The sequence below is a fragment of the Paenibacillus mesophilus genome (genome assembly GCF_005938385.1).
GTDB lineage: Bacteria > Bacillota > Bacilli > Paenibacillales > NBRC-103111 > Paenibacillus_AB > Paenibacillus_AB mesophilus.
Map to the genome: position 1 here is coordinate 204,884 of NZ_VCRA01000007.1, position 26,299 is coordinate 231,182.

Here is a 26,299-nt window from a genome sequence, read left to right on the forward strand (position 1 = left end):
AAGTAGCCGCTGCCGGCATACGTCTGATGCGTTCGCCGGCAACGGTTTTCGTCGACTGTATTCAACCCGATAAAGCGCTTAACCTACTTCATCATAACGATCTGTTCTTCGATTTTCTTATTCGCTTCCTGCTCATAATCCCTGAGCGCCGTATTCAAGTCCTTCGCGCCGGTCACTACGCTGCTGAACGCGTTAAGCAGGCTGGCGTCGGCAATCGAGTAATAGCGGGAGTAGGCGGGCGCCGGCGCGAGCTTATCCGGGAAGAAAGCCGCGACGTTTTTACCGGCGTAGTTTTTGTTGTTTTTCCCGAAAGCTTCCTGAACCGCCTTGTCTTTAATAACCGGGGTGAAGCCTTCCTTGGCCAGCTCGATTTGGGCTTCCACCGTCGTCAAGTAAGCGCTTACCTCAAATGCCTGCTTTTTGTGCTTGCTCTTGCTCATGATGTAGAGGAAATACGGGTCGGCCGCGGGAGCCACGCCTTTCGCGTCGGAATAATACGGCAGCGATACGGCGTCCCAGTTCAAGTTGTCCGGCAGCCTTCTGGACACGTTCGTGAAATGCGGATACATCGCCAAAGTCTGGTCTTTGAAAAACATATTTTCAAGCTCTCCGCCTTTGCTCATCACCGCGTTCGCCTCGTAGCTCGGAATCCGGAAAAATCTGGAGAAGTTGTCGAACACGCGTCTCGTCTTCTCGTCCGAGACCGCTTTATTCGTCGCCGGATCGACCAGGGACAACGGAATTTGGCTCGTTTTGTAATGAAAAAGCATATTCGTGCCGAGCCCGTAATATTTTTTGCCGCCATCCGTGCGGCTCATCTTGACCGCCAAGTCGTAAGTTTCGTCCCACGTCATGCCCATCTTGGGATAACCGACGGCAAATTTGTCGAACAAATCGCGGTTATACAGCAGGAACGGGATTTGGACGAATACCGGCAAAGCGTACAGGCCGCCCTTGGCGATATCTCTCTGCATATTGATAATGGACGGATCGAACCGGCTCAAATCGAATTTGCTTTCTTTGACAAGGCCGGATATGTCGTACTCGAGCCCGTATTTCAATACAAAGTCGGCCGTGCCGGATGTCGTGACGAGCATAAGATCGATTTGATCTCCGGAAGCGACCAAATCGCCGAGGGTCACCTTCGAACCGGCCACCTGTATAAATTTGGGGCTAATATGAGGAAATTTCTTCTTGATCGGATTGCCGTAGAGCGCCCAGAACATCTCCTCGGTCCAGTTGCTCTGTCCCGCATGGAAGACGAGCTCGATCGGCTGCTCCGCTTGCTTCGTATTGCCCGGATCTTTCGCATTGCCCGCTTCGCCGTTTTTCTTGTTTGTGCCGCAGGCCGCGACCATCGCCCCGCTCATGCCGAGCAGCGCTATCAACGCACAGCTTCCCAACAAATTCATGGTATCCCCCCGAGTGGTGAATAGTTTTCGATATGATCGTAACGCTTCATATCGAATACACCTTTATTGTAATGGGAAGGTGTGGGGGTTTCGATTGGTGATCATTCGTTTTTATTAGTAATTCTTCGATTTTGTAATCGCTATCAAAAGGGGTTCATTCGGGCAATCACTTATCGTCCCGGCGGCAACCGGATCGATTTTGGGCGATTCTTCGATTTGCTTATCAACATCGATATTATCTTCACCAAGACAATTATATATGATATAGTAAATATATTATTTGATGAATGTATATAATCTAACGAATTCTATCGAATAACGGGCAGGAACAGCCGCCTGCACAGGAGGAAAACATGGGAGAGCGAAATTACGAATTCAGAAACCGGTTGGACGTCGTTCACAAGCCGAACCGTATCAACCCGGCGCTGCAACCGGAGGCGGACGAGTGCCGCATCGGCGACGGATGGCAGATCGTCATTAGCGAGGATGCGAGCCCGCTTGTCGTCCATGTCGCCAAAGATTTGCAGGATTATTTCTTCGCCAGCATGAGTTGCTCCCTGCTGCTTCGACGTTCTTCCGATATCGGCGATGTCGCCGAGAATGGAGAGCGGGTTATCGTGCTGGCCGAGAAGGCGCAGCTTCCCGGTTACGGCGAGTCTTTGCATAAAGCCCGCAGCTACCGCATCGTCGCGGATGGGGACAACATCGTCATCTGCGGTTTCGACGAGCGCGGAGCCGGACAAGGAAGCTACTATCTGGAAGACTTGATGAATCTTCGCGAAGCCCCGTTCGTCAAGCAGCAGGATACGGTGCGCGAGCCGGTATTCTCGCCGCGGATGATCCATTCCGGATGGGGACTGGACGTCTACCCCGATGCTCACCTGAATGCGATGGCCCATGCCGGTATCGACGCGATACTCGTCTTCGTGAAGGACATCGATCAGACGCCGTTCGGCTACCTCGACTTCAATCACGTGATCGACCGGGCCGCCCTGCACGGGCTCGACGTATACATGTACAGCTATTTGCAGAGCAAGAAGCATCCCGACGATCCGGATGCCGAAGTTTACTATGATAGCACATACGGGCGGATTATGGAGAAATATCCGCGCTTCAAGGGGATCATTTTCGTCGGGGAATCGTGCGAATTTCCGAGCAAGGACCCGAACACGACAGGCATGCTCCGATTGGAATGGCCGAAGGACAAACCGAGAACGAAGCCTTCTCCCGGCTGGTGGCCTTGCACCGATTATCCGCAATGGCTCGATATGATCAAGAAAGTGACGCGCAAGCACAATCCCGACCTCGATATCGTCTTCTGGACCTATAACTGGGGCTACGCGCCGGAGGAGGAGCGGCTTCGCCTGATCCAGTCGCTGCCGACCGATATTTCGTTGATGGCCACCTTCGAAATGTTCGAGAAGTTCGAGCGCGATGGCGTCATTCATACTTGCGTCGATTATACCGCTTCCTTCGCCGGGCCGGGCAAATATTTCGCCAGCGAGGCGAAAGCCGCCCACGAACGGGGAATCCGGCTGTATACGATGGCCAATACCGGCGGACTGAGCTGGGATATCGGCGTCATTCCCTACGAGCCGATCCCTTACCAATGGGCGAACCGCCACGCCGGCCTTAGGCGGGCTCACGACGATTGGGGACTCGTCGGACTTATGGAATCGCATCATTTCGGCTGGTGGCCGTCGTTTGTCAGCGACTTGACCAAATGGGCTTACTGGACCCCGAGTCCATCGTCCGAAGAGACGTTCGCGGCCGTGGCGAAGCGCGATTTCAGCCCGGAAGCGGCGCCTCATGTGCTCGAAGCTTGGAAGCATTGGAGCGAGGGCATCCGGCACTACATTCCGACCAATTACGACCAATACGGGCCGTTCCGAATCGGACCTTCATATCCGCTTGTTTTCCGGGAACCGGCTTATGTCCCGCAAGCGTGGTACGCCCACTTTGGCAGCAATAACCGGATTGTCACTACCGCCTACAGCCCGAGAACCGATCACGAGAACAATTTACGCGTCAATGTGGAGATTGCGAGCCTGGAGAAAATGGCTGATTACTGGCACCGAGGCAATGCTGCCCTGGAGCAAGCGATAGCGCTCATTCCGGAGAGCAAGCTCCCCGACGCCAATTTGCTCCTTGGACTAAACCGCTTCATCCACCGCTGCGTGCTGACCGCGATCCATACGAAGCAGTGGTGGAAGCTGAAGCAGAGTCTTCTTCAGGAACAGGATCCGGCGCAAGCCGAGGCGATCGCCCAAGGCATGGTGCAAGTCGCCGAGCGGGAAATCGCCAATGCGGAAGCGACGATCCCGCTCACGGAAGCCGACTCCCGACTCGGCTGGGAGCCCTCGATGGAATATATGACCGATCCGGAGCATCTTCAGTGGAAAATTGCCCAAGTACGCCATGTTTTGGACCACGAGCTGCCTGAATATTTGAAGTCGAAAGTCCACGCCTGATCCGATCCGTCCGCACCGGACGGCAAAATCCCCGGCTGTTCGCCTTGAACAAGCCGGGGATTTTTTCAATGATTCGCATAATGACTCGTCCTGAAGCTGCCGCCTCAGACGTCAGCGCGTTGTGAGGGAATGGACAAGGCTGCCCGTCGACTTTCCGTAACGGCATATTTTCCAGTGTAGGGAGCAGTACCTGTTCAAATGAGCCGGATCCTGGCTCCGTTACAGTTTGAGCGCATTACAAAAGGATCCTTAACGCTTTGGTTCACAAAAAAATCCCCCTCACGGTCGTCATGCCAAATACCGGAGGGGAGTATGAGGAATTATTTAAGATCAGCAGCTCGGAGCACGATATGTGCCACCGTCAGTTTCGGAACGTTAAGCGTAAAGCTGTTGCCGTTGATCGAAGCGATGCCCGCCCTTTCCTGGATAATCGGGCTTTCGCTGTCGTAAGCCCACACTTGGGCCGACTTGTACGCTTCGCTCCCTTCGATTTGGAAGACGGCATTCATGTCGTAATCGAAGTTTTTGTTCATGACGATGAGATGGAGATTGTTGTCGTTGTCCTTGAACACGGAGCCGTAGATGGAGCTGTTCTCCGCGTCGGACGTTTCGGCACGTACCGAAGTATCGCCGAATTTGCCGTTACGGCCGTCGTAATTGTTGTAAATTTTGGCGGCTGCCGTAGAGTACGCCGTTTTCTCCGGCGCTACCATCTTCCAGTAGTTCGCCATGTACACCCCTTGCTTGCCGAAAATGCCGATTACGTCCGCCATGGCGATGCCGCCCGAAATATGGTCTTCCCCGCCATAGTTGTATTCGGTAAATGCCAGCTTCGTGCCGGGATTATACGTGCCGATCGATTGCTTCAGCTTCGGAATGAGCGGCAGGTACGAGCTGTAGAATTCGCCGATCCAGCTGTTCTCCTTGTAGCTCGGGTCCCACAGCGAACGCGGCGCCTGCACCCGGGCTTTGTGCGTCTCCAGGTTGCTGGCCGTCCACGGATCGGAAATGCGGACGCCCCCTCCCGTCGCTTCCGGATACCAGTGAAGATCGAGCACGTCGAGCAGTCTGCGGCCTTCCTTGGCGGATTCCGCGCGCATTTTGTCCAAATAGTAATCGAGATACCAGCTGTAGCTGCCTTTGATGCTATCCCACTCCGGCTTGTTGTCCATCATCAAATATTCGCTGAAGCCGTACGACACGGGGCCGAACAGTTCGACCGTCGGGTCTACTTTTTTCACCGCTTTGGCCAGCGCGGCCGACTTGTTCAGCACCTCGACGCCGCTCGCCTGTGCCGGATGAACGTATTTGTGATTTTCCGCCCACAGCCCCGGTTCGTTGTCGATCTCCATCCCTTTAATACCCGTCGCCGAAGACGCCGGTCCGTACTTGTTCACGAGAAGGTTGACGAATTCGTCCATATACACGGCATTGTCGTTCAAATCCGGAGTCAAGCTGAACGGCGAGCCTTTAGCCGGCTTCACCTCTACCCATCTGGAATTCGGCGCCGTTTCGGTTACGGCCGTGTCGTTTTTGTCCGCCGCCACATAGCCGGCCGTCTGCAGCGTAATGAGCGTATAGGCTCCTCTTGCATTCGCTCGGTCGTGGAAAGCGGTCGCGCCGATGCCCGGAATGTTCCATTTGGAACGATCCATAATGTTTCCGAAAAACCATGGAACATACCCGTCACTGCGCCAGCCGTCGTCTTTCCCCGCGTTGGAGGCGTTATTCTCCCAGTTGTACGTCGTCAAACGGTTGCCTCCCATCCGGAAGGAGGTCCAGTTCTCGGTGCCGGTCAATTCATCGTTCGTCCCGTAAATGTACGGGCTGATCGGAGCGCGATCGCTCTGCGGGTTCACGGTGAAGTTGACTGTGAATGGACCGGTAGGAACGTTGACGGTGCTCAGCTTCAGCAGCTCGCTCCACGGTCCGAGCGTAGTGCCGTCCTTCGCCCTGACCCGGTACGTGTGCTGCGAGCCTTTCGCCAAGCCGTCATGGGTGTAGTTTAGAGCCATGCCGACCGATTGAACGGAGCCGTCCACTTCGATATCGTAGCCCGTAATCTCTTCCTCCAGCGCCGCCCACGTAAGCCGGATCGATGTCTCGGTGCGTTCCGCTCTGACGTTGGCCGGAGCGGGCAATACTTGCTCCCCGTTCGTTCTGGCTGTCAGCAGAGAGCTCCATACGCTGTACTTGTCGCCTTTCACGGCTCTTACTTTGTACGTGTGCTTCGTTCCCGTACGCAGCCATTCATGGGTAAAGGAGGGATTGCTCACTACTTCGGCCGTTCCGTCGGCAACGATCTCGTATCCGGTTGCGCCTTCCACCGCGTCCCACGTTACGGTGATCGACGTATCGGACGGCACCGCCCTAATGTTGGCCGGGAAAGCCGGCATATCCAGCAGTACAGGCTCGACGCCCCATACGAGCTGCCCGGAAACGTAACCCGGCGCCTTATCCGCCGCGGTATAGCTCGGCGCTTGCAGGTACGAGTAATCGTTCGATTGGTTGAATACGCTCCAGTTCGTTTTGTTAAACCAAGTGGAAACCGTCGCGTACGACCCTGCGTTCAAGGTGCCCGCCTGATCGTTGAAGCCGATCTCCAGATAATGGTCGGCGTTAGCCGAAGGAATCGGCATCTTGATGAACTTCGCCGTTACATTCGACTTCGCGACCGTGCTCCAGAAGTCGATGGAAAGCGGTGCTTCTTCATCCAAAGTAAAGTAGTATCTCGCTTTGACGTCTTTTAAACTTACCGGGGATTTACCCGTATTCTCCAGCTTGAATGCAACGGTCGGCATCTGCGTGTTCAGGCTTCCACTCGTTTCCAGACTTACGCGGATGGCAGGCGTAGTTACGACCGCTGTCGTTCTCGCCGTGACGACACTGCTCCATTCGCCCGTGCCGGATGCGTTACCCGCTCTCACTTTGTAAACATGAGCCGTATCCGGCTGCAAGCCTGTATGGGTGTAGGATGCTGACGTAAGAGGCAGGATCGTACCGTCCGCGTCGAGGTCATATCGTGTCGCTCCCGCAACCGGGTCCCACGTCAGAGTGATCGACGTCTCTCCTGCCGTCGCCTTCAAATTGGCCGGAACCGGCAGTCGAGGCTCAGTGCCGACCGTAAACTGTGCGGCCGCGCGGTTCAGGCTGTACGTTACGGTGCGGTCCGGCTTGTAAATGCCTACCTCGACTTGATACGTTCCTTGCGGAGCATCGATTGGGACCGTCCAGTCAGTTGGCAGAGATTTGGTCTCGTTCGCTTGGAACGTCTCTTGGAATGGACGCGTCCATGCTTTCGAACCGTCCGACCGGATCAATCCGATCTCGACGAGCGCGCTTCCGTACGTACTGGCCGTTACCGTCGTCGATATATTTACGTTACCGCCGGGAGCAACATTTGCCGGGGCCGCTGTGGTGCTGCTCGTAAAGGTGAGGACAGGCGTTCCCTTCGTTACCGTTAACGAGGCTGCACCCGCATACCAGTCGTACATGGCGCTCCAGCCCGCGCCGAACAAGCCGAAGCTGACGATGTATTTGCCTTCCGGCAAGCCGGCGGGCACGTTCCAGGTGAAAGGAACGGTCGTTTTCGCATTTGCCTTCACCTTGACGTTATCGACGAATACTTGATGCACCTTCTTAAGAGAAGCATCGAAAATTTCCACATCTACCAGCAGCGAAACGTCCGCTGAAGGCGTGACAAGCACGTTAATGGCGGCAGTTCCCCCCGTCTGGACAGAAGCCGGCGATACTTCGGCGGATGCCTGGAAAGCAGGTGCCGCATAGGCGCGGCCAGCCGGTACGAACAATCCGGCGCTCTGCAGCAGCAGTGCGATGGCGATGACCGCACACAGCAGCCGGAGCCCGTTTCTTTGAATATAGGGCACTATAATCGTTCTCCTTTCTTGGTTGACGCTGAATCCTTCGTCATTATACTGCCGTACGCGCGTACCGGGGAGGATGAACTTTTCTCACCCTTCGACGCATCCGGATGCCGGCATTCCTTCCATAAAGTGAGAACGATGAGGTATAATATAGGTTGAACACCCGCTGTTCCCGGAGGCATACGATGGTTTTGTTATATTGCACCATATTTATTTCATTGTGGACACTAGGCATCATCATGCTCGTTAACAATCCCCGCAACGCGCACGTGCGCTGGTTCAGCGCCCTGCTGTTCGTAACGGGCTTCGCCAGCTTCTCAGTTGTCTTGAACGTACTTGTATTGCCGTGGATGCGCTCATCCTCCTCGTTCGCTCCCGACGGCGTAGAAGCCGTCAGACTGTTCTCGATGATAGCGTGGGGAATCGAGTACCACTTTTTGCCGTATATTCTTCTCATGTGCGCTCTTGTGTTTACCCGGATCTTTTCCAGACGAACCCTCCTCCTGTTCAGCCTCGCGGCATCGCTGCCCATTGTCGTCTATTTGGCCGCAGTGCCTCCCTTGTATCCGGAGCTTCGGCTTGGCGACCCGGTATTTCGGGTCATTTCCGGCGTTTACTTCACGGTCGGGCTTACGATTTATTGGCTGCGCTGCTTGACGGAGAAAGCTCCTTCCTATCGGAAGAACAGCTTCCGGACCGCCCTGGCTTTGCTGCTGTGCATCGGCTTTTTGTACTCCACCGATTATTTGGGCCTCGACTATTTTTATATCGGGCGCGACGGACTGCAGATGTCCAGCAACAATATGTGGCAGTTCAACTTTCTGATCTCGCTTGCGTTCGTGACGATGTTCGTCTTCTATTCGATGAAATACGGCTTCATGGGCATTAAGCTGCGCATCGAGCAGCAGAAAATCGATTATTCGATGAGAAATTTGACCCAAGGAGCGCTCATCCTCAACCATACGATGAAGAACGAAATCCAGAAGATCAACTACCTCGGCAGCCGTATGCGGACCGCAGCGGCCGGCAATGACAAGGATGAGCTGCTCCGCGACTTGGATAGTCTCGACCGGGTGACCGGTCATATGCTGGACATGATCAACCAGATCAAGGAAAAGACCGATGAGATCGTCCTGTATGAGCAGGAGTACCGGCTGGCCGGGCTGCTCGATTACTGTCTCCAGACGCTGGAGGCGACCGTGCAGCATAAGCAAATTCATATTTCCAAGGACGTGCACGTCGATCCCCTCGTGTTGTGCGATGCCACCCATATCCGGGAAGTGCTGACCAACCTGCTCGTCAATGCGATGGACGCGATGGAACCGGGCGATGGCCAAATAACGGTAAGCATTTTGAATGACAAGAAAGAAGTTCTCGTTTGGGTGAAAGACAACGGGTCGGGCATTTCGAAGGAAAATGCGGCGAAAATATTCGATCCTTTCTTCACGACGAAAAAAGGCAGGGCCAACTACGGCCTCGGCCTCAATTATTGCTATGGGGTTATGCACAAGCACGGGGGAAGCATCCGTCTCGTCGAGACGAATCCGGGTGCAGGAACATGGATGGAGCTCCGGTTCCCGGCTAAACGCGTACGCATGACGATTACAGCGGAACGGTTCGCGCACATGCAGCGAGGCGTCTATTGAGAGGAACATGAACGGATGGCTCAACATATACGGGTAATGCTCGTCGAGGACGATCCGTTTTGGCGGGAAAGGCTGACGGCGGATCTGGATAAGGAACCGGATATCGAGGTTGTCAAGGCGGCATCCTCCAGACGGGAGGCTTTGGAAGCGGCGGCTTCTCTTCAGATGGACGTCGTGCTTATGGACATCAATTTATCGGAAAACCGGCTGGACGGGTTGGACACGGCGAAGGAATTGATGCTGACGAAACGGTCCGAGCTGAAAATCATCATGCTCACTTCCTTGACGGACAAAGATACGATCGTGAGGGCGTTCCAGAACGGGGCTGTCAACTATATCGGCAAAGCGAACTTCCACGATATTGCGCGCGCGATCCGGGACGCTTACGGCGGAGAGTCCCCGATTCATCCGGATGCCGCCGCGGCGATGAGGGACGAAATCCGGCTCATGCAGCTCACCCCTTCGGAGCGTGAAATTCACGAGCTCAAGGAGCAGGGATACAACCGTACGGAAATATCGGTGATGCTGAGCAAATCGCTGAATACGATCAAGTCGCAAATTCGCAGCATCCGGGGGAAGTTGTTGAAATAGAGGGAAAAGAAGACACTCCGGATCCCGGAGTGTCCCATTGCATGCATGCCGCGTCACACCTTCAGCCCATAGTGCTGCTTCAGATGCTCCGTGATCGAAGTAAAGCGGAAGCTTCGCAAGATGTCCTCCAGCTTCGCCTCGGTCCCGCGCACATTGTAATAGTGAATGAAATTTTCCTTGAAGGGGAGGCTCAGCTTCTGCTCATCCGCATCGATTTCTCTAGGATGCAAGTAGACGATCGAGCTGTTCCCGCTGCGGTTCGCCGACCGAATCGCATTTTTGATCAGAAATTTCGGGAAAAACCGGAAGTAAAAGCCACCGGAGTACCCCATATTTTTCCCGGCAAGCTTCATGACGGACATCGGAACCTCGTACAACCCCAGCTCCCTGCCACCCACTCTCGGCTTATGAATCTTCGTCGGGGCCGTCGGGATGCCGTACAGAAACGTTTTGACAGGGAAAATGCTGGCGTCGTACTTCATACCCAGTCCCTCAAGAGCTTCAAGATAATGCAGGTTGCTTTCCACGATCGACCATGAAGGCGCCCGGTAGCCGAGCACTTTGGTCCCCGTCAAGTTTTCCAATATATCGACAGACTTCTTCACATCGTCGCGAAACTCCTCGAACGTCTGCTTGTATGCCAGCTGATGACCGTACCCGTGGGATGCGACGTCGTGCCCTTCGCGGGCGATCGCCTTCACGACATCCGGATAATTTTCTCCGATGCAGCCGAGTACGAAGAACGTCGCCTTGCAATCGGTCTCGCTGCATATGCGGAGAAGCGTATCCATATGGGCGCGGAAATTCGAGCTTCTGCCGGATACCGGCTCGAGATTCACACCTTCGAAATTCGCATGAAACCATTCCTCGATGTCGAAGGTGAGCATATTCGTTATCCCGAGCCCCTGAACAGTGTCATGTGCGGAAGCGCTCGCGGCTCTATCCTGTATAGTCAACTTTTCTTTCTCCCTTTGATTGCGAACGAAGTGCTGAACATATCGGACAGCAGTCCATCTCCGTTGCTTGTGGATACGAACTTGAACGGATGGTAAACGTGCAGAAATTCGATTTGCTCAAACCCGTATTTGACGTACAGCTGTTTCAGCTCGTTCGTCGCATACATCCGGTCGAACTTCTTCGTCTTCTCGAACAGCTTAAGCAGCTTCCGCTGAATCGAGCTTCGGTTCAACGTCTGGATCAGAAGCGTTCCCCCCGGCTTGGTCACCCGGGCAAGCTCCTTGACAACATTCTCGTACTGCTCGATCAGCTGGATAACGCCGATGCACAGGACGACATCGAATTTGCCGTTCTCGAACGGGAGAGCGGTCAAGTCTTCCGACATTGTCTTCAGTCCGCGAGCTGCCGCGAATTCCAAGCTTTTCACCGAGAAGTCTACGCCGTATACCGTATTGTGCTGAACGAGCGGCTCGCTGAATGCGCCTACTCCGCAGCCCGCATCCAGAACTTCCTTGCCTTTCACTTCTCCCAGCCATTGCAAAGTGTTGTTTCTTTGCATGAAGAAGCTCTCTTCATTGAAATAATCGGACGATTGGACAGCCGCTCCATGCGTATTGGCTTTGTCGTCGAAATATTGCTTCCAGTTCGTATTGTTCGTATTGCTCATCGTATGCATCCTCCGAATATGTAACCGAAATAGGCACTGGCTCTTGTTACGGCAGCAGATACTTGATCAAAGCTTTGCCTGCCGTGTCTGTCACGAATGCGGGCATTGCTTTCCACAGGTTTATGAAGACGCCGAGGCTTTCCTTGTCGGGAGGTCCGCCGGCATTCCTGCCGCCGTCATAAACCAAATATCGCAGCTGTTCGGCCCGCGCCCCCCACTGCTCCTTGTATTTGTACGTTCCCGATCCCGTTTGGGACCGGCCGAGGTCCAAATAGCGAAGTCCGTTTCGGATCCCGAACCGTACCGCCTCCCAGTACATGAAGTTGTTCAAATATTTGTTGTTGTACTCGGACAGATTGGCTCCGTACGGGTAATACAGCGTCGAGTTCCCCGGACTGGCGAGCAGGAGCATTCCTCCTACAACGGCGCCGGTTTGCTTGTCCAGCACGGTAAGCAGAGTCGAATAATCCGGCATATATTCGAAGAAACGTTTGAAGTAACCGATCGCCGGAGCCGGAGAACCCAGCTGTTTCATTCTTCTTACATATACTTTATAAAAAGCGTCCAAATGACTGGCGTCGAACGATACCGTAAACCAATCGTTTTTGTATACTTTGCGGACATGGTTCCGGTTGCTGCCGCTCGATAGCGCCAGCACTTGATTCTCGTCTTCCGCGAGCGGAAGCACGAAGGTATGGTTGTGAAGGTTCTCGCTCCAGCCGGAGCCGTCCAAACTCTGATCCTTCAGCCGCAGCTCGACGTACCCGAGTCCGAGACTTTCCTTCAGCCGAAGGACGGAATCGACCGCGAAACGGAACGCTTCTTCATCGTCGGCGCAAATATCGGAATAATTCACGAATGGAATCGATACGCCAACCTTTTTCATGCCAAGATTGCGGCCGATGATAAGCGGAATGATTGCGCGAATGCGGTGTTGCTCATCCACCACGGCGTGATAGCCGCATTGGTATCCGAAAGAATCGATCAGGACTCGTCTGAACGAGGTCGTATGATAAACGGTCCCCTTCGACAGCGCAAGCTTGTCCCACTCGCCCTTCATCGATTCGGTATAGCCGACGCAACTGAACATGTACCTGTTATCCTTTCAACCACATATATACACCTATCAGGATGACGACACAGCCGGCCCACTTCATGAGGCTGATCTGCTCGTGAAACACTAAGATGGAGACGGCCAGCAGCAAAATATATTGGAAGCTGGATACGAACGTAACATAGCTCAAGTCGAATTTGGACAAGCAGTATACCCATAGAAAAGCCCCTACCGCATAGGACGCGAAGCCCGCCAGCAGTACAGGCGAAGAGATATAGCCGAGCGCAATTCCCCATAACGCGCCTTCGAAATTAACCGATCGGCTCCCGAGCTTCAGAAGCGTGCTTCCGGCGACGGTCATGGTTACGCTTGCAAGCAGCATCAAGTAGTTGATTCCAATCCACCCTCATTCTGTTTCTTTTCGAGCTCCTCGAGCCTCAGCTTCGTCAAGCCCAATTCCTGCGTCAACGATTTGTTATGCATCTTCAAGCCCGAGATGCTGACGCTCATCTTCAGCAGAAGCAAATAAGCGCTGACGATCAGGATGGCGAAGAACGCCGACGGAGCATAGTACACTCCGATCATGTGAGAGAACCAGTCCATCAAATCTTTAAACACGGACATCGTGAGCGTAAACAAACCGATCAGAAACCAGACGAGCGAATATTTCTCCCTGATCATTCTTGCCCTAACCATTAAAAATACCGAAACGATAATGATCAGGCTGAACGCAATCCCCATCAGCTGAACACTTGTTATATTTCCGCCTTCCATAGCCTTACCACCTTGTCCTAATGTAGGAGAAGAAGATCGATAAAATGACTTTCGCCATATAGTACGGGCTTTTGATGAACGTGATGGAGGAAGTGCCGTGCTCCCGCTCCCTCATCTCCACGCCGACCTCGCTGATTTGAAGCCCGTGCTTGTTCAGCAGAATGATCGCATCCGGCTCCGGATAATCGTCGGGGTAATGCTTGGCCAACAGCTCGATGCTTTTGCGGTTGTACAGCCGGAACCCGGAAGTGCCGTCGGTCACCTTCGTATGGATCAGCATTCGGAACAAATAATAAAAAATTTTGATGCCAAGCCGCCTCGACCACGTCGTCCGGAACGATCGGATATCGAGAAATCTGGAGCCGATGACCATATCGCTGCCGGTTCTCTCCATCGTGTCCATCAGCTTGTTGACCTCTTTGGCCATATGCTGCCCGTCCCCGTCGATCTGCACCATATAGGAGTAGCCTTTGGCCTTCGCGTACTTGAACCCGGTCTGAACCGCTCCGCCGATTCCGAGATTGTGCGGCAGGTCGACGACCTTGACCCCTTCCGCCTTCCTGGCCGTAGCCGAGGTGGCATCAAGCGAACAGTCGTTAACGACGAGAATATCGCAATCCGGAATATGCTGGCGTACGTCCCAGATGACTTTCAAAATGTTGTTCTGTTCGTTATAGGCCGGAATTACAGCGAGTATTTTCCCTTGTTCCATGGCAGCTTCCCCGTCACTTTTTTGATAATCCAAATCGCCCCGTAAATCGCTCTGTCCGCCCCGTATGCGGCCGCTATCGCAAAGAACGGAATACTTGGCGCCTTGTACCTGAACATTCCGTCGATAAAGAAAATAATGCAAAACAGGAACACGGAGAAGATGAGCAGCCAGACGATCGATGCCTTTCGAAACAGCTTGTTCACAATTGCGGCGACGGTTGCGATCAAGAAGAGAGCGCTGGGAAGCAAATGCCAGGCGAGCTTCTTAAGGCCTGCTATCGTCGTTACGTCCGTAGTCCACACCCATCGGCCCAGGAAGGCGATGCTTCTCTTGCCGTATAGAATCATGATGTGGTCCCAATTGTTAATTATAAAACTTAATATTAGGCTGTTCAATACATTAATCGTATAGTCCGGCCTGAACTTATGGTCCTGCGGCGATGGGAGGTCGTAGATCCAGCCGTTCGCATATTGATTGTACAGCACCTTCTTGGCGTTGAACTGCAGCGAGGCGACGAGCGAATCGAGCTTCCCGCCGGCGTAGATCCAGACGATCGCGACGACAGCCGCGGTCAGTACGCCTCCGATAGCCAGCCTGTGCTTCTTGAGGAACGCCGTCACCCGACGCCGGTCGAGGTTGAACACGATGTAAAGGAGCATAAAGCCGAGCGTCAGGATGCCGGCCGGTCTGAATACGAGCATGTAGAGCGCCGATAAGGCGAACAAAATTTTGTATCTTTTTTTGTCCGACTCGTAGCACTTGAGCAGCAAGTACACGGACAACAGCAGGAGACTAATAAAGAAGCTGTCTGTCAGGATATAGGTGGTCCAAAGCGTAATATCCCACGAGTAGGAATAGAAGAAAGCGGCGATAAGGGCGGTCCGCAAGTTGAACAGCATACGGCCGATCTTGAATACGAGTATGACGGCGAGGCCCGCCGTTACGGCTTGAATAAAGAGGACGTTTACCGGATCCTTGACAATGGCGAGCAGCACGGTAAGCAGCAAATTGTAGCCGATGTACATAATATCGTTCATATCCGAGCCGATCTTGAAGTTGGCCATCAAATTGTGCGCGTACTGGATATACCAATCCGAGTCCGGGGATTGCGGAAATTTACCCGACGACCTCAGATAGAAAAAATACCGCAATCTCACATAAAGAGACAGCAGCACGATCGGAATCATGAAAACAAATTCCCAATACTTGAAACGATGGTATATTTGAACTAGTCGGTGCACTACCATATACAACTCCAATTCGCTCTTATGACTGTATAATCTGACATGACTTGTCAGCTTTGGATGGGAGTTTATTCCAGTCGGAACGGCCGGACTTGCTTGTCGCGTCTGGGTAACTCGGCATTCTCTCTTCTCATTTTGCACTTAATCCGGACATTCGGCAACTCTTTTTTTGCGGGCCAAAAAAAAGAAGTCCGATCACGGACTCTTTTCCTATATTAGGTTGATCGCAATCCAGGAAAAATATTCAAACGTACGACTTTACCCTCTCATGTGCCGAGCACCTTTTTCCCTCTGGGCTTATTTCCTCCCGAATCCGGCTCGAGCGTAATCCCGATCGTATCGAACTGCCGCTCGTGTTCGTCGATTTTGTAAGTCAGCACGCCGTTGCCTTGCGAGTCGACGCGGAACGTGCCGCAGTTGAGCCGGTTGCCGTCCTTGACGAGCCATACTTGATAAGCTTGCTCCCCTTGCAGGGCGGATAGTCCGCTCGTCTGCAGCACAAGCTCCATCCTGCCGCCCTTCTCGGTCAGCCACACTTGGCCGCTTGCCGCCGGCATCGCCGGATCGAACGGCTTCAAGCTATATTTCTGCAGCACCTCGGCAGGCAAATGCAAATCCTCGGAGTGAGTCAGTGCATCCTTGCGCCACTGCGATAACCCGAACAAGCCGGTGAACCCTATTACGAGCACCAATAAGGCGGCCGCGGCGTAACGCCAAACATGCCTGTTCCCGGGTCTGGCCGGACGCTTGCTTGCAGGTTTCGCCTGTTTTTGCAGGATCGGCGTGAGCACTTCCGACTTCATCTGTTCCGGCAGCTCAAGCTCCGTCATCGTGTAGGGCAGGGCATCCCAAACTTGCCGCAGCTCCTTCAGTTCTTCTTGGCAAGCCGGACATTCGGACAAGTGAGCATGAAAAGCTAGCGTTTCCTCTTCCGTCATTTCTCCCAAGAAAAACGAAAATACTTGTTCGCAAGGATTGTCGACCCTACTCACTTAGATACCCTCCTCTCTAACCGATTCCATATGCTTGCGCAATATTTTCAACGTCTGATGCAGCCGGCTTTTTACCGTACCGATCGGCTCGCGATTGCGGTCCGCGATTTCGCTCAGCGTATAGCCTTCCCAATAAAACGATTGGATCAGGCTCACCTGACTGTCCGACAAATGCCGGTACGCGTGCTCGATGCTCTGCTTCAGCCATTTGCGGGAGACGACTTCCTCCGGCTGCGGCTGCATATGATCCGGGAGCTGCTCCCAGGCGGACGGCTCGAACGGAACTACGGCCGCGTGCTTCTTCAGCTTGCGAAGCTGATCGATCGCGATGTTTCTCGTAATCGTCAGGAGCCAGTTGACGAACAGACCCTTTTGCGCGTCATAGCCGATTTCGGTCGTCCACAGCCTCGTAAACACAAGCTGGACCACGTCTTTGGCGAACTGCGCGTCCTGCGTATCCTTGTTCGTCTTCATCGCGAACGAATAGACGAGCCGGGCATAGCGGTCGTACATTTCCTCAAGCGCACCGCTGTCTTTATCCATGATCATTCTCATTAATTGTTCATCGGAATATTGCCGCACGATAGTGACACTCCCCGCGTCTATCTACTCACAGCGCAATCTGGTTCATACTCTACACGGATATAAGCATCTTACATCCGCGCCCGATTTGCAAGCTGCCGACGAAAAAATCCGGCTTCCCCGGAGAGGTTTTTCCAGGAAAACCGGACTTATCGGAAAACGGGGGAATGAGCCGATCCTTTATTTGACGATAATTTTGCCCTTCATATGATCTTTGTGCGGAGCACAGTAATACGTGTACTCGCCCGGTTTGTCGAGTGTCAGCGTGAACGATTCGCCTTGGCGGAGCATCGCCGACTCGAACAGCGGTTTGCCGTCGACGAGAAGGTCCGATACTACATTGTGCTCGGCGTCATCTTTGTTCGTAAACGTAATGCTCGCACCGGCTTCGATCGTAATTTCCGGCTGGGCGAATTTGAAATTGGCGATATCCATCGCATAAGCTTTTCCGTCAGTCGCTGCAGGTTGCTCGGCTTGCTTCGCTTCGATAGGAGCCACGACGAACCAAACGTTGTTCACTCCCTGCCCTTTTACATCTCCCGGCTTCTCGTCTTTGATGTAGTAATACAGCGGCATCCCGTTGTAAGTCGTCTGCTTCGTGCCGTCCTCGCGGACAATCGTGCCGAAGCTTTCAACTTTCAGATCGGCCGTGGACGCCAAGTTATCGGAGTAGAAAATAGGCCAGTTCGTTTCGCAGGTTCCCGCGCACGCGCTCTTGTCTTTCGTATCTCTCGTAAACCAATACAGCGTCCTGCCGCCCGAGTCGACCAGGAACTTGCCGAGGCTGTCCTGCGAAGCGACGGCTACGGAGGAGAAATTCACGACGTACCAGACATTGTTTACGGCTTGACCTTTCACGTCTCCCGCTTTCTCGTCCTTGGCGAAGTAATACAGCGGCATTCCTTTATAGGTCGTCTGCTTCTTGCCGTCTTCGCGGACGATCGTTTTGAAGTCCGCAGCGTTCATCTGGGCGGACACTTGGATGTTCTCCGCATAATAGATCGGCCAGTTGACGGCGCATTGGTCTTTGCATGTACTTGTGTCTTTGGTGTCCTTCGTAAAGTAGTACAGCGTTTTGCCGCTTTCATCTACGAGATAGGAACCGAGCTTGGCATCATTGACAATGTCGATGCGTGCATATTTCGCCAATGCCGCTTTATCGGAAGCGATGATCTTTTGATCGGTAAGCGCTTCCGCGATCGTCTTGCCGCCGCCCTTTTGTTTCACTTTCAACGCTTCGACGGTTGCCGTCGCGATGTGGCTGTTCCTTAAAGCGCCCGCACCCGCGATTTGGGACAAGCCTTTCGTTTTGGCGAAGGCGAATACGTCGGCATATGTAAAATCGGTATCCTGCTTATAGCCGGCCGCCTCCAGCAGCACTTTGTAATATTGCTGGGCGGTTACGCCGGAGAGCGGATCGAATTTGCCGTCGCCCGTTCCCGTCCAGCCTTGAGCCGGGTTCGCTTTCAAATACGCCATGATCGCTTTGTTGCCGTCCCCGACAAGCGCCGCGTCCGAGAAATTATCGGTGCCTTTATAGGCGAGCGCCGTCTGCTCCAATCCTTTCAACCGCAAAAACAAAATGGCGGCTTGAATGCGGGTCGTCGTCTTCGCCAAGTAGGCGGCGGTAATCCCGCTTCCGTCTCCCTGCAGTACCCCAAGCTCGGCCGCCACCTGCGCATCCGTCTTCACGGACGCTGCGGCAGGCGCATCTGCCGCGAACACCGGCAAAGCCGACGACACCATCATCCATCCGGTCAATAGCGTTGTTACTAGCTTGCTTCCTTTCTTCATTGCGACGAATCCTCCTCAGTTTCGAATGGCCTTGCTTTGTACACCCCTGTTTACGGAGAGATTCGTCAGGCGGTTTGTGCCGATTGAAAAAAAGATTTGAAGGCGGTTTAAACCCCCTATACTTGACCGGCCACGACCCACTAAATGGAAAACCTACAGTACATGTAACAAGAATAGAGCAAATAACAAGTCATAACGGGAAAACCTACAGCTAATCTCGTCATAATCGGCACCAAAAAGCAATTTCGATAAAAAATACTGTAGGTTTTCCAGTTAACTACCCGAAAAAGCAAAGAAATCGAAAAATTAACGACATGTTTTCCAGTTACGGGAAGCGGGAACGGTTCAAATGTGCCGGATCACGGCTCGGTACATGTATGCAAGGGCACCCTTTACGCTTTAGCACAGTAAAGAACTTAAACATTTAATAAATGCACAAAAAAACCTTGGCAGCTCGACCGCCAAGGCTCAGTTGAAACCGATAACTACTCCATCGTTTCCTCCGGAGGAAATACGCTCTTCAAGTCAATGGTCAGGCAAGGAACATTCGGTGAAGCGATGCGGTCGTCTTCGGTAAGCGTAGCGGCCAGCCGATAAGTCCCGTCGTCGAGTACAAACTGATCCACGGTCCGGTACAAAGGGTCGGCAAGCCAATATTCCTTGACGCCGAATCGTTCGAACATCGCTTTCTTTACCGTCTTGTCCTTCCGTCCCGTACTGCCCGACAATATTTCCACGACGAGGTCCGGCGAGCCAAATACGAACCCGTCTCGGATGATTCCCCGGTTTTCATTGGCGATGTAGATGATATCCGGCTGGACGATGTTCTCCTCGTCGAAGTGCACGTCCATAGGAGCCAATATGATTTCTCCGTCAAGATGGCACGGCGTATGGAAGCCGACGAAAAAGTTCGCCAATATTTTCTGATGCACAAATTTCGGCGACGATAAGAAGTCGTAGCGGATGCCGCCGATAATTTCGTACCTTTCCGGAATATCGTAGAAGCCGCTCTGCTCCTTGATCTGGCTTTTCGGTTTGGATCGCTCGCTCATCCGGAAGAACGCCTCCCTGCAACAAAAATGGACTTTATTCCATTATATCAGGAATGACGGGACGTGCTCCATCATTGTCCGTTCAGCCAACGCTCCGTCTCTTCGGCGTCGTACGGCGGGTACAGCTCCGGGTGCAGCATATGGCCGAGCTTGCGAAGGCCGGCGATCAGAAGCGGCGACGGCCTGCAATAGAGCGACTCCTCCATCACGCGCACGCGCTGTCCGGCGACAGCCCGCATCCTTTCGGAGCCGGGACGTTTCCCGACGCTTTCCGGCTTGACGAGCTGGTCCCTGACCCCTACCCAAGCGAGCAAAATATAATCGGGGTCGCGGCCGATCACTTCGTCCCAATCGGTTTTGACACTGGCCCGTTCATCGGATGCGAATACGTTCACCGCTCCGGCTAGCGAGCTGATTTCGGTGAGCCAGTTCCCCCCGCCCGGCGTGAATACCGGCTTCGGCCACCATTCCCAGTATAACGAAGGTTTGTCGGCCGCGCGGCGGCTAAGCTCCGCGTAGTGCGCCAGCATATCCTCGTATCTGCTTCTGGCCGACCTTGCACGTTCCGGTTCGTCCAGCGCTTCGCCGACCGCGATCATATTGTCCGCGATGTCGCTCAGACTTTTCGGCTTCAGCGTAATGAACGGCAGGCTTCTTTCCTGCAAGCCTGCTATATTTTTCTCCATGCCCGGCACGGTAAGCGACGCTATGACCAGATCGGGACGAAGCGCCTCCACTGCGTCCATATCGATATCCATGTCCGATCCGAGCCTCGGCAGCTTGTCGACTGCGGAGGGCCAATCGGAATATTTGTCTACGCCGACGATGTGCTTGTCCAGCCCCATGAAGCCGAGCAGCTCCGTGTTGCTCGGACATAAGGAAACGATTCTCACGGCACAACCTCCCCTTTCATTTCAGTCAGCGATTCGCTTTACTTCACCAGCTCAGGGTAGATGCCTTTGGCGATGCTGAGCAGACCTTCGACGATGCGCGGTCCCGGACGGTTCAACGTATCTTGATCGATCCCGATAAGCCGGTTGCCTTTGACCGCTTCGATCTTATCCCAGCCGTTGCGTTTTTTAATAATTTGATCGAGCGTTTGGCCTTCCTTGTCCTTAGCGCCCGTCGTATAGAAGATGACGGCGGGATTATCCTGAATAATTTTTTCTTCGTTGATTTTGTTGTAGCCCTTCGTGTCCGCAGCGATATTGATGCCGCCGGCAAGCGTCAGCACTTCGTCCATAAATTCGCCCTTGCCTACGGTCCAGCCCGGAGAAAACTCGATGTACACTTTCTTCTTCTGCTCCGGCATGACGGTGCTTACGGCCGTCTTGATCCGCTCGATTTCTTTCTTCATTTTGTCCGTTAGCGCCTGTGCTTCCTTCTGCTTGTCCGTAAGCTGGCCGATAACGAGAATGTCCGCGATAATATCGTCAATCGATTTCGGCTCCACCTTGTAGAACGGGAGATTCAAGGCACGCAGCTTGGCGAGCGCGTCGTCCTTGATCGAGATGCCGGTAATGACCAGATCGGCATTGGCGGCGAGAATCGCTTCGACGTTAGGCGCCGAGACGCCGCCCATCTTCGGCTTGCTCTTCGCTTCCTCGGGATAATTGTCGAAGTCGGACACGCCTACGATACGGTCGCCGAGGCCAAGCGCGAACAAAATTTCCGTCTCGGCGGTCGACGTCGATACGATCCGCTGCGGCGCTTTTTTGAGCGTAATTTCGGTCCCGGTCGTATCCTTCAAGGTGAGCGGATATACCGTGGAAGTACCGCCGCCGTTTTCCGGCTTTTTCTCGGCAGGCTGGCTTCCCGATGCGGGCGCCCCGTTCTTGACGGAGGAGCTTTCCTTGCTTCCCGCCCCGCAAGCGGCGAGAGTCAAGCTTAACGATAAAACTAGCAGCAGTGCGACAATCTTGTTCATTCGATGTTTCTCCTTCTCCAGTTGGAATCATGGAACGGCCTGGATTCATAGAGAACCCGTATCGCTTTCGCGCAACATGAAAAACCCCCGTTCCGCAGGAACGGGGGCAGCATATCGAGAATTTGCGGCACATGATCGGTCGACCGGAGGCGACAAGCGCACTGGGCAAAGGCGACAGGGCGTGTCAATGACGCATCTCTCAATATAGCCGATCCTTTTCCGCGAAGGATTTCATTGGCTGAAGCGCTGTAGGCAGGTTTCCTGGCTCTCGGGCATGCGAGTTCCCCGCCTTCCCATCCCGTTAACGGAACAGTGGCATGTTGAGGTTCTCCCCGATACACAGTGGCGGGACCGCGCCGGATTCGCACCGGCTTCCCTTTTAACCTTGCAGAACCGTTACCGGCTGCAAGGCACCTACTGGCTGTTACGAGTTTTCAATTGTTCAAGCTTGGTTCACATCGGCGATTATACCACAGGTTCGGATTTCTTGCTATGCCGAAGCGCATCCCGGCGAGCTTCCCGGTATTTTCCGGGTGGGATGCCTTTAGATTCGCAAAACGCCCTCGTAAAATAATGAATGCTTTGGAAACCGCACTCCTGCGCGATTTCCTTAAGCGGCATGTCGGTCGAGGCGAGCAGTTCTTCCGCTTGACGCATTCTTTCCGTACGGACATATTCGGAGAAGGACATGCCGAGCGTGTCCGTGAACAGCCGGGAAAGATGGCGGCCCGACATATTCATATAGGCGGCCATATCGCGTAAATGCAGCGGCGCCGACAAATTGTTGCGGATGAAGAGAACCGCCCGTTTCACATGTCTTTCGCTAAGCTTCAATGGAACGGACGGCTCCCCGTTCTCCTCATCCCCAAACGCAACCTGGAAGGATACAAGCAAAGCATGAATCGCGCTCGCAAGCGCCTCTCTGGAATGTTTGCCGCCGGACGCCATATCCAGCAAGGCACGCCACAGGAGTACGGTAGGGGAGCTGTCGCAATCGGCGATCACAATCCGTCCGGTCCGCTTCATCGATTCCAGCCTACGCAGCATGCCGGGGCTCGACTTTGCTTCAATTGCCTCGAATGCCACAAACAGCAAGTACATTCCCGAGCGGCTTCGGATTTGATGATGCACCCCGGGACGGGAGCAAAACAAAGTTCCGGCACGCAGCGGATGCTCGATCTGCCCCTCGGCGTAAATCCCTTCCCCCTCAACGACGAAGCAAACTTCAAAAAACGAATGGCGGTGCACCGGGTTATCTTTATGGTTCGGGGACACTCCCCAATAATGGATCGAAAAAGCGACGTCCCGATTGCCGATTTCGGCGTCAAAGCTATCCAGCAGCCGTTTGGCGTCCAACCACCTGTCCGACATCGCAGAGCCCCCGTTTCGTTGCGCGTCCCAAGCGGCGCACCCTTTCATCCGCGCCCGTGCTCAATGGGCGCCTTTATACAAACGGAAAATCGGATTTTCGCCGCATACCATCAGCCCTTGGCCCCAGTTGACGTGCTTGTCTTCGACCGGCATATCGAGCGGGTCGCGGTACTGGAACAGCACATTGCGTCTCGTCCGCTTGCTGCGGTTTACATGAGAGCCATGGATCGTCAAATAGTTGAAAAACAGCACGTCTCCCGCCTTCGCGGGACAAGCAAGCCCCATATCGATCGGATACCGGACGTGATCCAGGTAATGCCGGCCGACGTGATGCAGCGGCCCTTGCTTATGGGATCCCGGAATGACGTGCAAGCAGCCGTTTTCTTCGTCCGCATCGTCCAGATGAACGCTTCCCGCCATCATCGTATGCTTCTCGTGCGGAAAGTAAGGATAGTCTTGGTGCATCGGAAATGCGGCCCCGATCTCGGGAGGCTTCACCAGCATTTTCGAATGGTGGAGCTGAACGTTCGGCCCGATCAGCCGCGACAGCACCTGCGCATATTCGGGTGAACCGCAGCCGAGGTGAAGGCGGAATCGTGGTACTGTACATCATGATAGCCCTTCAGCACCACTTTCTTCAACTCCGCTTCGGGCATATGGTCTCCGCCCCATCGGGAATTGCGGTCCATGTTCGCTTCGACGGCCCGTTGAATGATGCTGTCGATTGCGGTTCTCATCGCCTCGATTTCCTGATGATCGAATACGGCCTTGACCAGCAAATATCCGTTTTCGTTGTAAAATTCCACGTCTTCCTGCGAAATCATCCCGGCCCCTCCTTCGCATGCCGAACGTCCCGTCCGGCGTTCACGAATATTGTATGCAATCGACGCCGGGCTGTATTTGCAGGACATAGCCACAGTTTTGCACGATGAGGACATTGCCGTCACGGACTTTGCGAATATCAGCCTACGACCTGATAGCCGAATTGTACTTCCAGACCGTTCGCCGATGACGCCTGAAGGACCCGGAGCTGCAGCTTCTTCGGACTGCCGATGCCGTCGGCGGAGAACGGGGCCGCGAGACTGGTCGACTGCAGAGCCGGGGAAGCGGAGACCGAGCTGCCGCCGGCGCTCGCTCCGTCGGCGTCCAGCCGAACGTCGCACGTGCCGGAAGCAAGCTTCCGGGTCACTTTCACGATCCGGATTTTTTGGCCGTCCAAGTACAAGAAATTTTGAAGATCGTATAACCCGTCCGCTACCGGTCCGGTAATATGCGCGCTCAGCCATCCGTCGATTTGGTCGATGCCTTTATTGCCGGTAAAGCGTGTTTGAGCCGTTTGCGTTCCGTACAATTGGTACGGTCCTGCCGTATTTCCTCTCAGATCGTTGTCGCTGACGAGCACATCGGCCGCTCCACTTACGATTCCGTAGTCTTGGCGCGAGACGCCGTCCGGCAGCGAACCTATCGCGTTGCCGACCACCACGACTCGGGACGCGGTCGATCTTAGATGAATGCCGGCGCCGCTCCTCCAAGCGGTTCCTCCCCCGGTATAGCCATGAACGAAGGCCGCTCCTTGAAGATCGAATTGGGTCGGGCTGATGACGGTTACTCTCCATTTCCCGTTAGCTTCCGTCGTGCCGGCTACGTTCTGGATCGTAATCCGGTCGTCCGTTTCCCAGCGGTGCGCCGACGCCGTCGTTACGCGAATGCCGCCGGTGCCGTTGTCCGCAATGCCCGCGATCGTCCGCGAGAAGGCGGTATGCGCCGTTCTGCCGTTGTTCCCGATCAGACAGCCCGTGACCGTCACACGCGACGAAGCAATATCGATCCCGTTGCGTCCGCAGCCCCGTATGACGCATCCGGTAAAGGTCGCGATGCCCGTATAGCCAGCCGCAATCCGGACATTGTCCTCTTCTCCGTCGCACGAAATATAGGTATTGGCGAACTGTACCTGAGCGCCGGCATCGAGCAGCACCGGAACGCCGTGGGCGTTCTCGAATCCCCCGCCTTCGAAGTACAGAAATTTCGGCCCGCCTTGGCCGGTATTGTTTCTGAGCCATAAGCCGTGTCTTCCGAACAGGATCGCCGTCGCGATAAATTTGATCGAGCCGCCGAGCCCGTCGATTACGAGATTGTCCGTATTCGGGTTGGCGGTTCCGGCCGCTATGGCGCACTGCACGAATTCGACAGGGTCTGCCCGGGAGGCGTCGTTCGCTCCGTTCAACAATATGACCTGCTCCCCGTTGAACCCGGACCATATGCAGTTTTGGAACCGGACCGTGTTGCAGGCTCGGAGTGTTAGGCCGTTGTATCCGTTCTTGAATCTTACGCCGGAGAAGAAAAGCATATAATTGCCCGCCTCGCCTAGGCGTTCCGTAGCGATCAGACTGCCTCCCGTCAACCCTTCCCCGCGCATCTGCATATTCCTGAACCCGCCGCCGCGGACGCCCGACAGCAGAAACCCGTCTGCAGCCCCGGTAGCTACGATATATTGCGTGGAAAACTCGTCGCCGTCCGTGCCGCCCGCACCTTCGAACACGATGGGGACGGTGCGTACCCGGATCGTATTCCCGATTCGTACTTTACCGGGGCCCGCCTCGATGACGCCGCCTGCGGTCAGAGCATCTACCGCCGCTTGCACGCGTGCGGAGTCGTCTTCCAGGCCGTGCCCTTTCCAGCCGAACCAAGAGAGGTTCAGCCGTACTTTATGTTCCCGCTTCCATCGCCCAGTCGCCACGCCGGCTACGGCGAATACGGTGCCTCCATTGTCCGTCTCCGTGCTGTCCGCATCCCAGTAAAGCAAACCGCCGCCCGCACCGGGGACATCCACATAATACCCGCGCAAGCTTACCTGCCGTCCGTCCGTCACGCCAGGCGTGCTCCGCAATTCGTCTACGCTGTTGATCTCGCGCATCCCGAACCGACCATAAGCGTTCGGGCCATAGGTCGCTTCGTACACGCTCCCTTCCGCGGATCGGGATCCGATCCATCCTCCTCCCGCCAACGCGACGCCCGCTATGCCCAAAGACGACAGAAGCTTGCGTCTGCTGATCATGCCGCCGCGTCCGCTTGCGGACGCCTCCACTCGCTCCGTACCTTGGACGTTCTCCGTGTCGATTCCCCATTCTTCATCTCTCGGCATCCTCACAACCTCCACTCGCAAGTTTAA

22 protein-coding genes and 1 riboswitch are annotated in these 26,299 nt (G+C 54.4%); of the genes, 3 read left to right on the forward strand and 19 right to left on the reverse strand.

What is annotated here, in order from left to right; translation table 11 throughout:
• Positions 1-83: 83 nt before the first annotated feature.
• Complete coding sequence (locus tag FE783_RS15375; RefSeq protein ID WP_138880264.1) at positions 84-1,412, reverse strand: ABC transporter substrate-binding protein; 1,329 nt, start codon at positions 1,410-1,412, stop codon at positions 84-86.
• 353 nt (positions 1,413-1,765) lie between these two features.
• Between FE783_RS15375 and FE783_RS15380 the strand changes: the two genes are divergently transcribed.
• Positions 1,766-3,883, forward strand: coding sequence for a hypothetical protein (locus tag FE783_RS15380; protein WP_138880265.1), 2,118 nt, complete (start codon positions 1,766-1,768; stop codon positions 3,881-3,883).
• Positions 3,884-4,203: 320 nt separating this feature from the next.
• Here the strand turns inward: FE783_RS15380 and FE783_RS15385 are convergent, their stop codons facing one another.
• A complete protein-coding gene (locus tag FE783_RS15385; protein WP_138880266.1) occupies positions 4,204-7,770 on the reverse strand; it encodes a glycoside hydrolase family 44 protein in 3,567 nt (1,188 codons plus the stop codon).
• Between the two features lie 182 nt (positions 7,771-7,952).
• On the opposite strand from FE783_RS15385, the gene FE783_RS15390 reads away from it, so the two are divergent.
• A complete protein-coding gene (locus tag FE783_RS15390) occupies positions 7,953-9,413 on the forward strand; it encodes a sensor histidine kinase (RefSeq protein WP_138880267.1) in 1,461 nt (486 codons plus the stop codon).
• Positions 9,414-9,428: 15 nt separating this feature from the next.
• Positions 9,429-10,004 (forward strand): response regulator transcription factor, encoded by a 576-nt coding sequence (locus tag FE783_RS15395; protein WP_138880268.1) that lies wholly within the window; start codon positions 9,429-9,431, stop codon positions 10,002-10,004.
• 53 nt (positions 10,005-10,057) lie between these two features.
• Here FE783_RS15395 and FE783_RS15400 read toward each other — a convergent pair whose 3' ends face one another.
• The 17 genes from FE783_RS15400 to FE783_RS15475 form a co-directional block, all read right to left on the reverse strand.
• A complete protein-coding gene (locus FE783_RS15400) occupies positions 10,058-10,960 on the reverse strand; it encodes a polysaccharide deacetylase family protein (RefSeq protein ID WP_138880269.1) in 903 nt (300 codons plus the stop codon).
• Complete coding sequence (locus FE783_RS15405; protein ID WP_158301821.1) at positions 10,957-11,628, reverse strand: class I SAM-dependent methyltransferase; 672 nt, start codon at positions 11,626-11,628, stop codon at positions 10,957-10,959. The genes FE783_RS15400 and FE783_RS15405 overlap by 4 nt, the downstream gene beginning before the upstream one ends.
• Positions 11,629-11,674: 46 nt before the next feature.
• Positions 11,675-12,718 (reverse strand): GNAT family N-acetyltransferase, encoded by a 1,044-nt coding sequence (locus FE783_RS15410; protein ID WP_138880271.1) that lies wholly within the window; start codon positions 12,716-12,718, stop codon positions 11,675-11,677.
• 7 nt (positions 12,719-12,725) lie between these two features.
• A complete protein-coding gene (locus FE783_RS15415) occupies positions 12,726-13,064 on the reverse strand; it encodes an EamA family transporter (protein WP_238403102.1) in 339 nt (112 codons plus the stop codon).
• Entirely contained in the window at positions 13,064-13,456 is a 393-nt protein-coding gene (locus FE783_RS15420; protein WP_138880273.1) for a DUF2304 domain-containing protein, read from the reverse strand. Before FE783_RS15420 ends, FE783_RS15415 begins: the two co-directional genes overlap by 1 nt.
• A 4-nt stretch (positions 13,457-13,460) precedes the next feature.
• On the reverse strand, positions 13,461-14,168 hold the full coding sequence (locus FE783_RS15425) for a glycosyltransferase family 2 protein (protein ID WP_138880274.1): 708 nt from the start codon (positions 14,166-14,168) through the stop codon (positions 13,461-13,463).
• Positions 14,141-15,355 (reverse strand): glycosyltransferase family 39 protein, encoded by a 1,215-nt coding sequence (locus FE783_RS15430; RefSeq protein ID WP_158301822.1) that lies wholly within the window; start codon positions 15,353-15,355, stop codon positions 14,141-14,143. Before FE783_RS15430 ends, FE783_RS15425 begins: the two co-directional genes overlap by 28 nt.
• Positions 15,356-15,678: 323 nt before the next feature.
• On the reverse strand, positions 15,679-16,404 hold the full coding sequence (locus FE783_RS15435; protein ID WP_138880276.1) for an anti-sigma factor: 726 nt from the start codon (positions 16,402-16,404) through the stop codon (positions 15,679-15,681).
• Complete coding sequence (locus FE783_RS15440; protein ID WP_138880277.1) at positions 16,405-16,986, reverse strand: RNA polymerase sigma factor; 582 nt, start codon at positions 16,984-16,986, stop codon at positions 16,405-16,407.
• Positions 16,987-17,166: 180 nt separating this feature from the next.
• On the reverse strand, positions 17,167-18,780 hold the full coding sequence (locus FE783_RS15445; RefSeq protein WP_138880278.1) for a plastocyanin/azurin family copper-binding protein: 1,614 nt from the start codon (positions 18,778-18,780) through the stop codon (positions 17,167-17,169).
• 485 nt (positions 18,781-19,265) lie between these two features.
• A complete protein-coding gene (locus FE783_RS15450) occupies positions 19,266-19,832 on the reverse strand; it encodes a Uma2 family endonuclease (protein WP_138880279.1) in 567 nt (188 codons plus the stop codon).
• Positions 19,833-19,903: 71 nt separating this feature from the next.
• Complete coding sequence (locus FE783_RS15455; protein ID WP_138880280.1) at positions 19,904-20,725, reverse strand: cobalamin-binding protein; 822 nt, start codon at positions 20,723-20,725, stop codon at positions 19,904-19,906.
• A gap of 38 nt (positions 20,726-20,763) precedes the next feature.
• Positions 20,764-21,759, reverse strand: a complete 996-nt coding sequence (locus FE783_RS15460) for an ABC transporter substrate-binding protein (RefSeq protein ID WP_138880281.1) — start codon at positions 21,757-21,759, stop codon at positions 20,764-20,766.
• 234 nt (positions 21,760-21,993) lie between these two features.
• Positions 21,994-22,192: riboswitch (cobalamin riboswitch) on the reverse strand.
• Positions 22,193-22,224: 32 nt separating this feature from the next.
• Positions 22,225-23,130: an AraC family transcriptional regulator gene (locus FE783_RS15465; RefSeq protein WP_158301823.1), complete on the reverse strand. Its 906-nt coding sequence runs from the start codon at positions 23,128-23,130 to the stop codon at positions 22,225-22,227.
• Between the two features lie 60 nt (positions 23,131-23,190).
• Positions 23,191-23,682 (reverse strand): phytanoyl-CoA dioxygenase family protein, encoded by a 492-nt coding sequence (locus FE783_RS38835; RefSeq protein WP_338015856.1) that lies wholly within the window; start codon positions 23,680-23,682, stop codon positions 23,191-23,193.
• Positions 23,667-23,954 (reverse strand): phytanoyl-CoA dioxygenase family protein, encoded by a 288-nt coding sequence (locus tag FE783_RS38840; protein ID WP_338015857.1) that lies wholly within the window; start codon positions 23,952-23,954, stop codon positions 23,667-23,669. The genes FE783_RS38835 and FE783_RS38840 overlap by 16 nt, the downstream gene beginning before the upstream one ends.
• A 137-nt stretch (positions 23,955-24,091) precedes the next feature.
• The gene (locus tag FE783_RS15475; protein ID WP_138880283.1) at positions 24,092-26,272 is read right to left on the reverse strand and encodes a right-handed parallel beta-helix repeat-containing protein; all 2,181 of its coding nucleotides are present in this window, start codon (positions 26,270-26,272) and stop codon (positions 24,092-24,094) included.
• Positions 26,273-26,299: the final 27 nt, after the last annotated feature.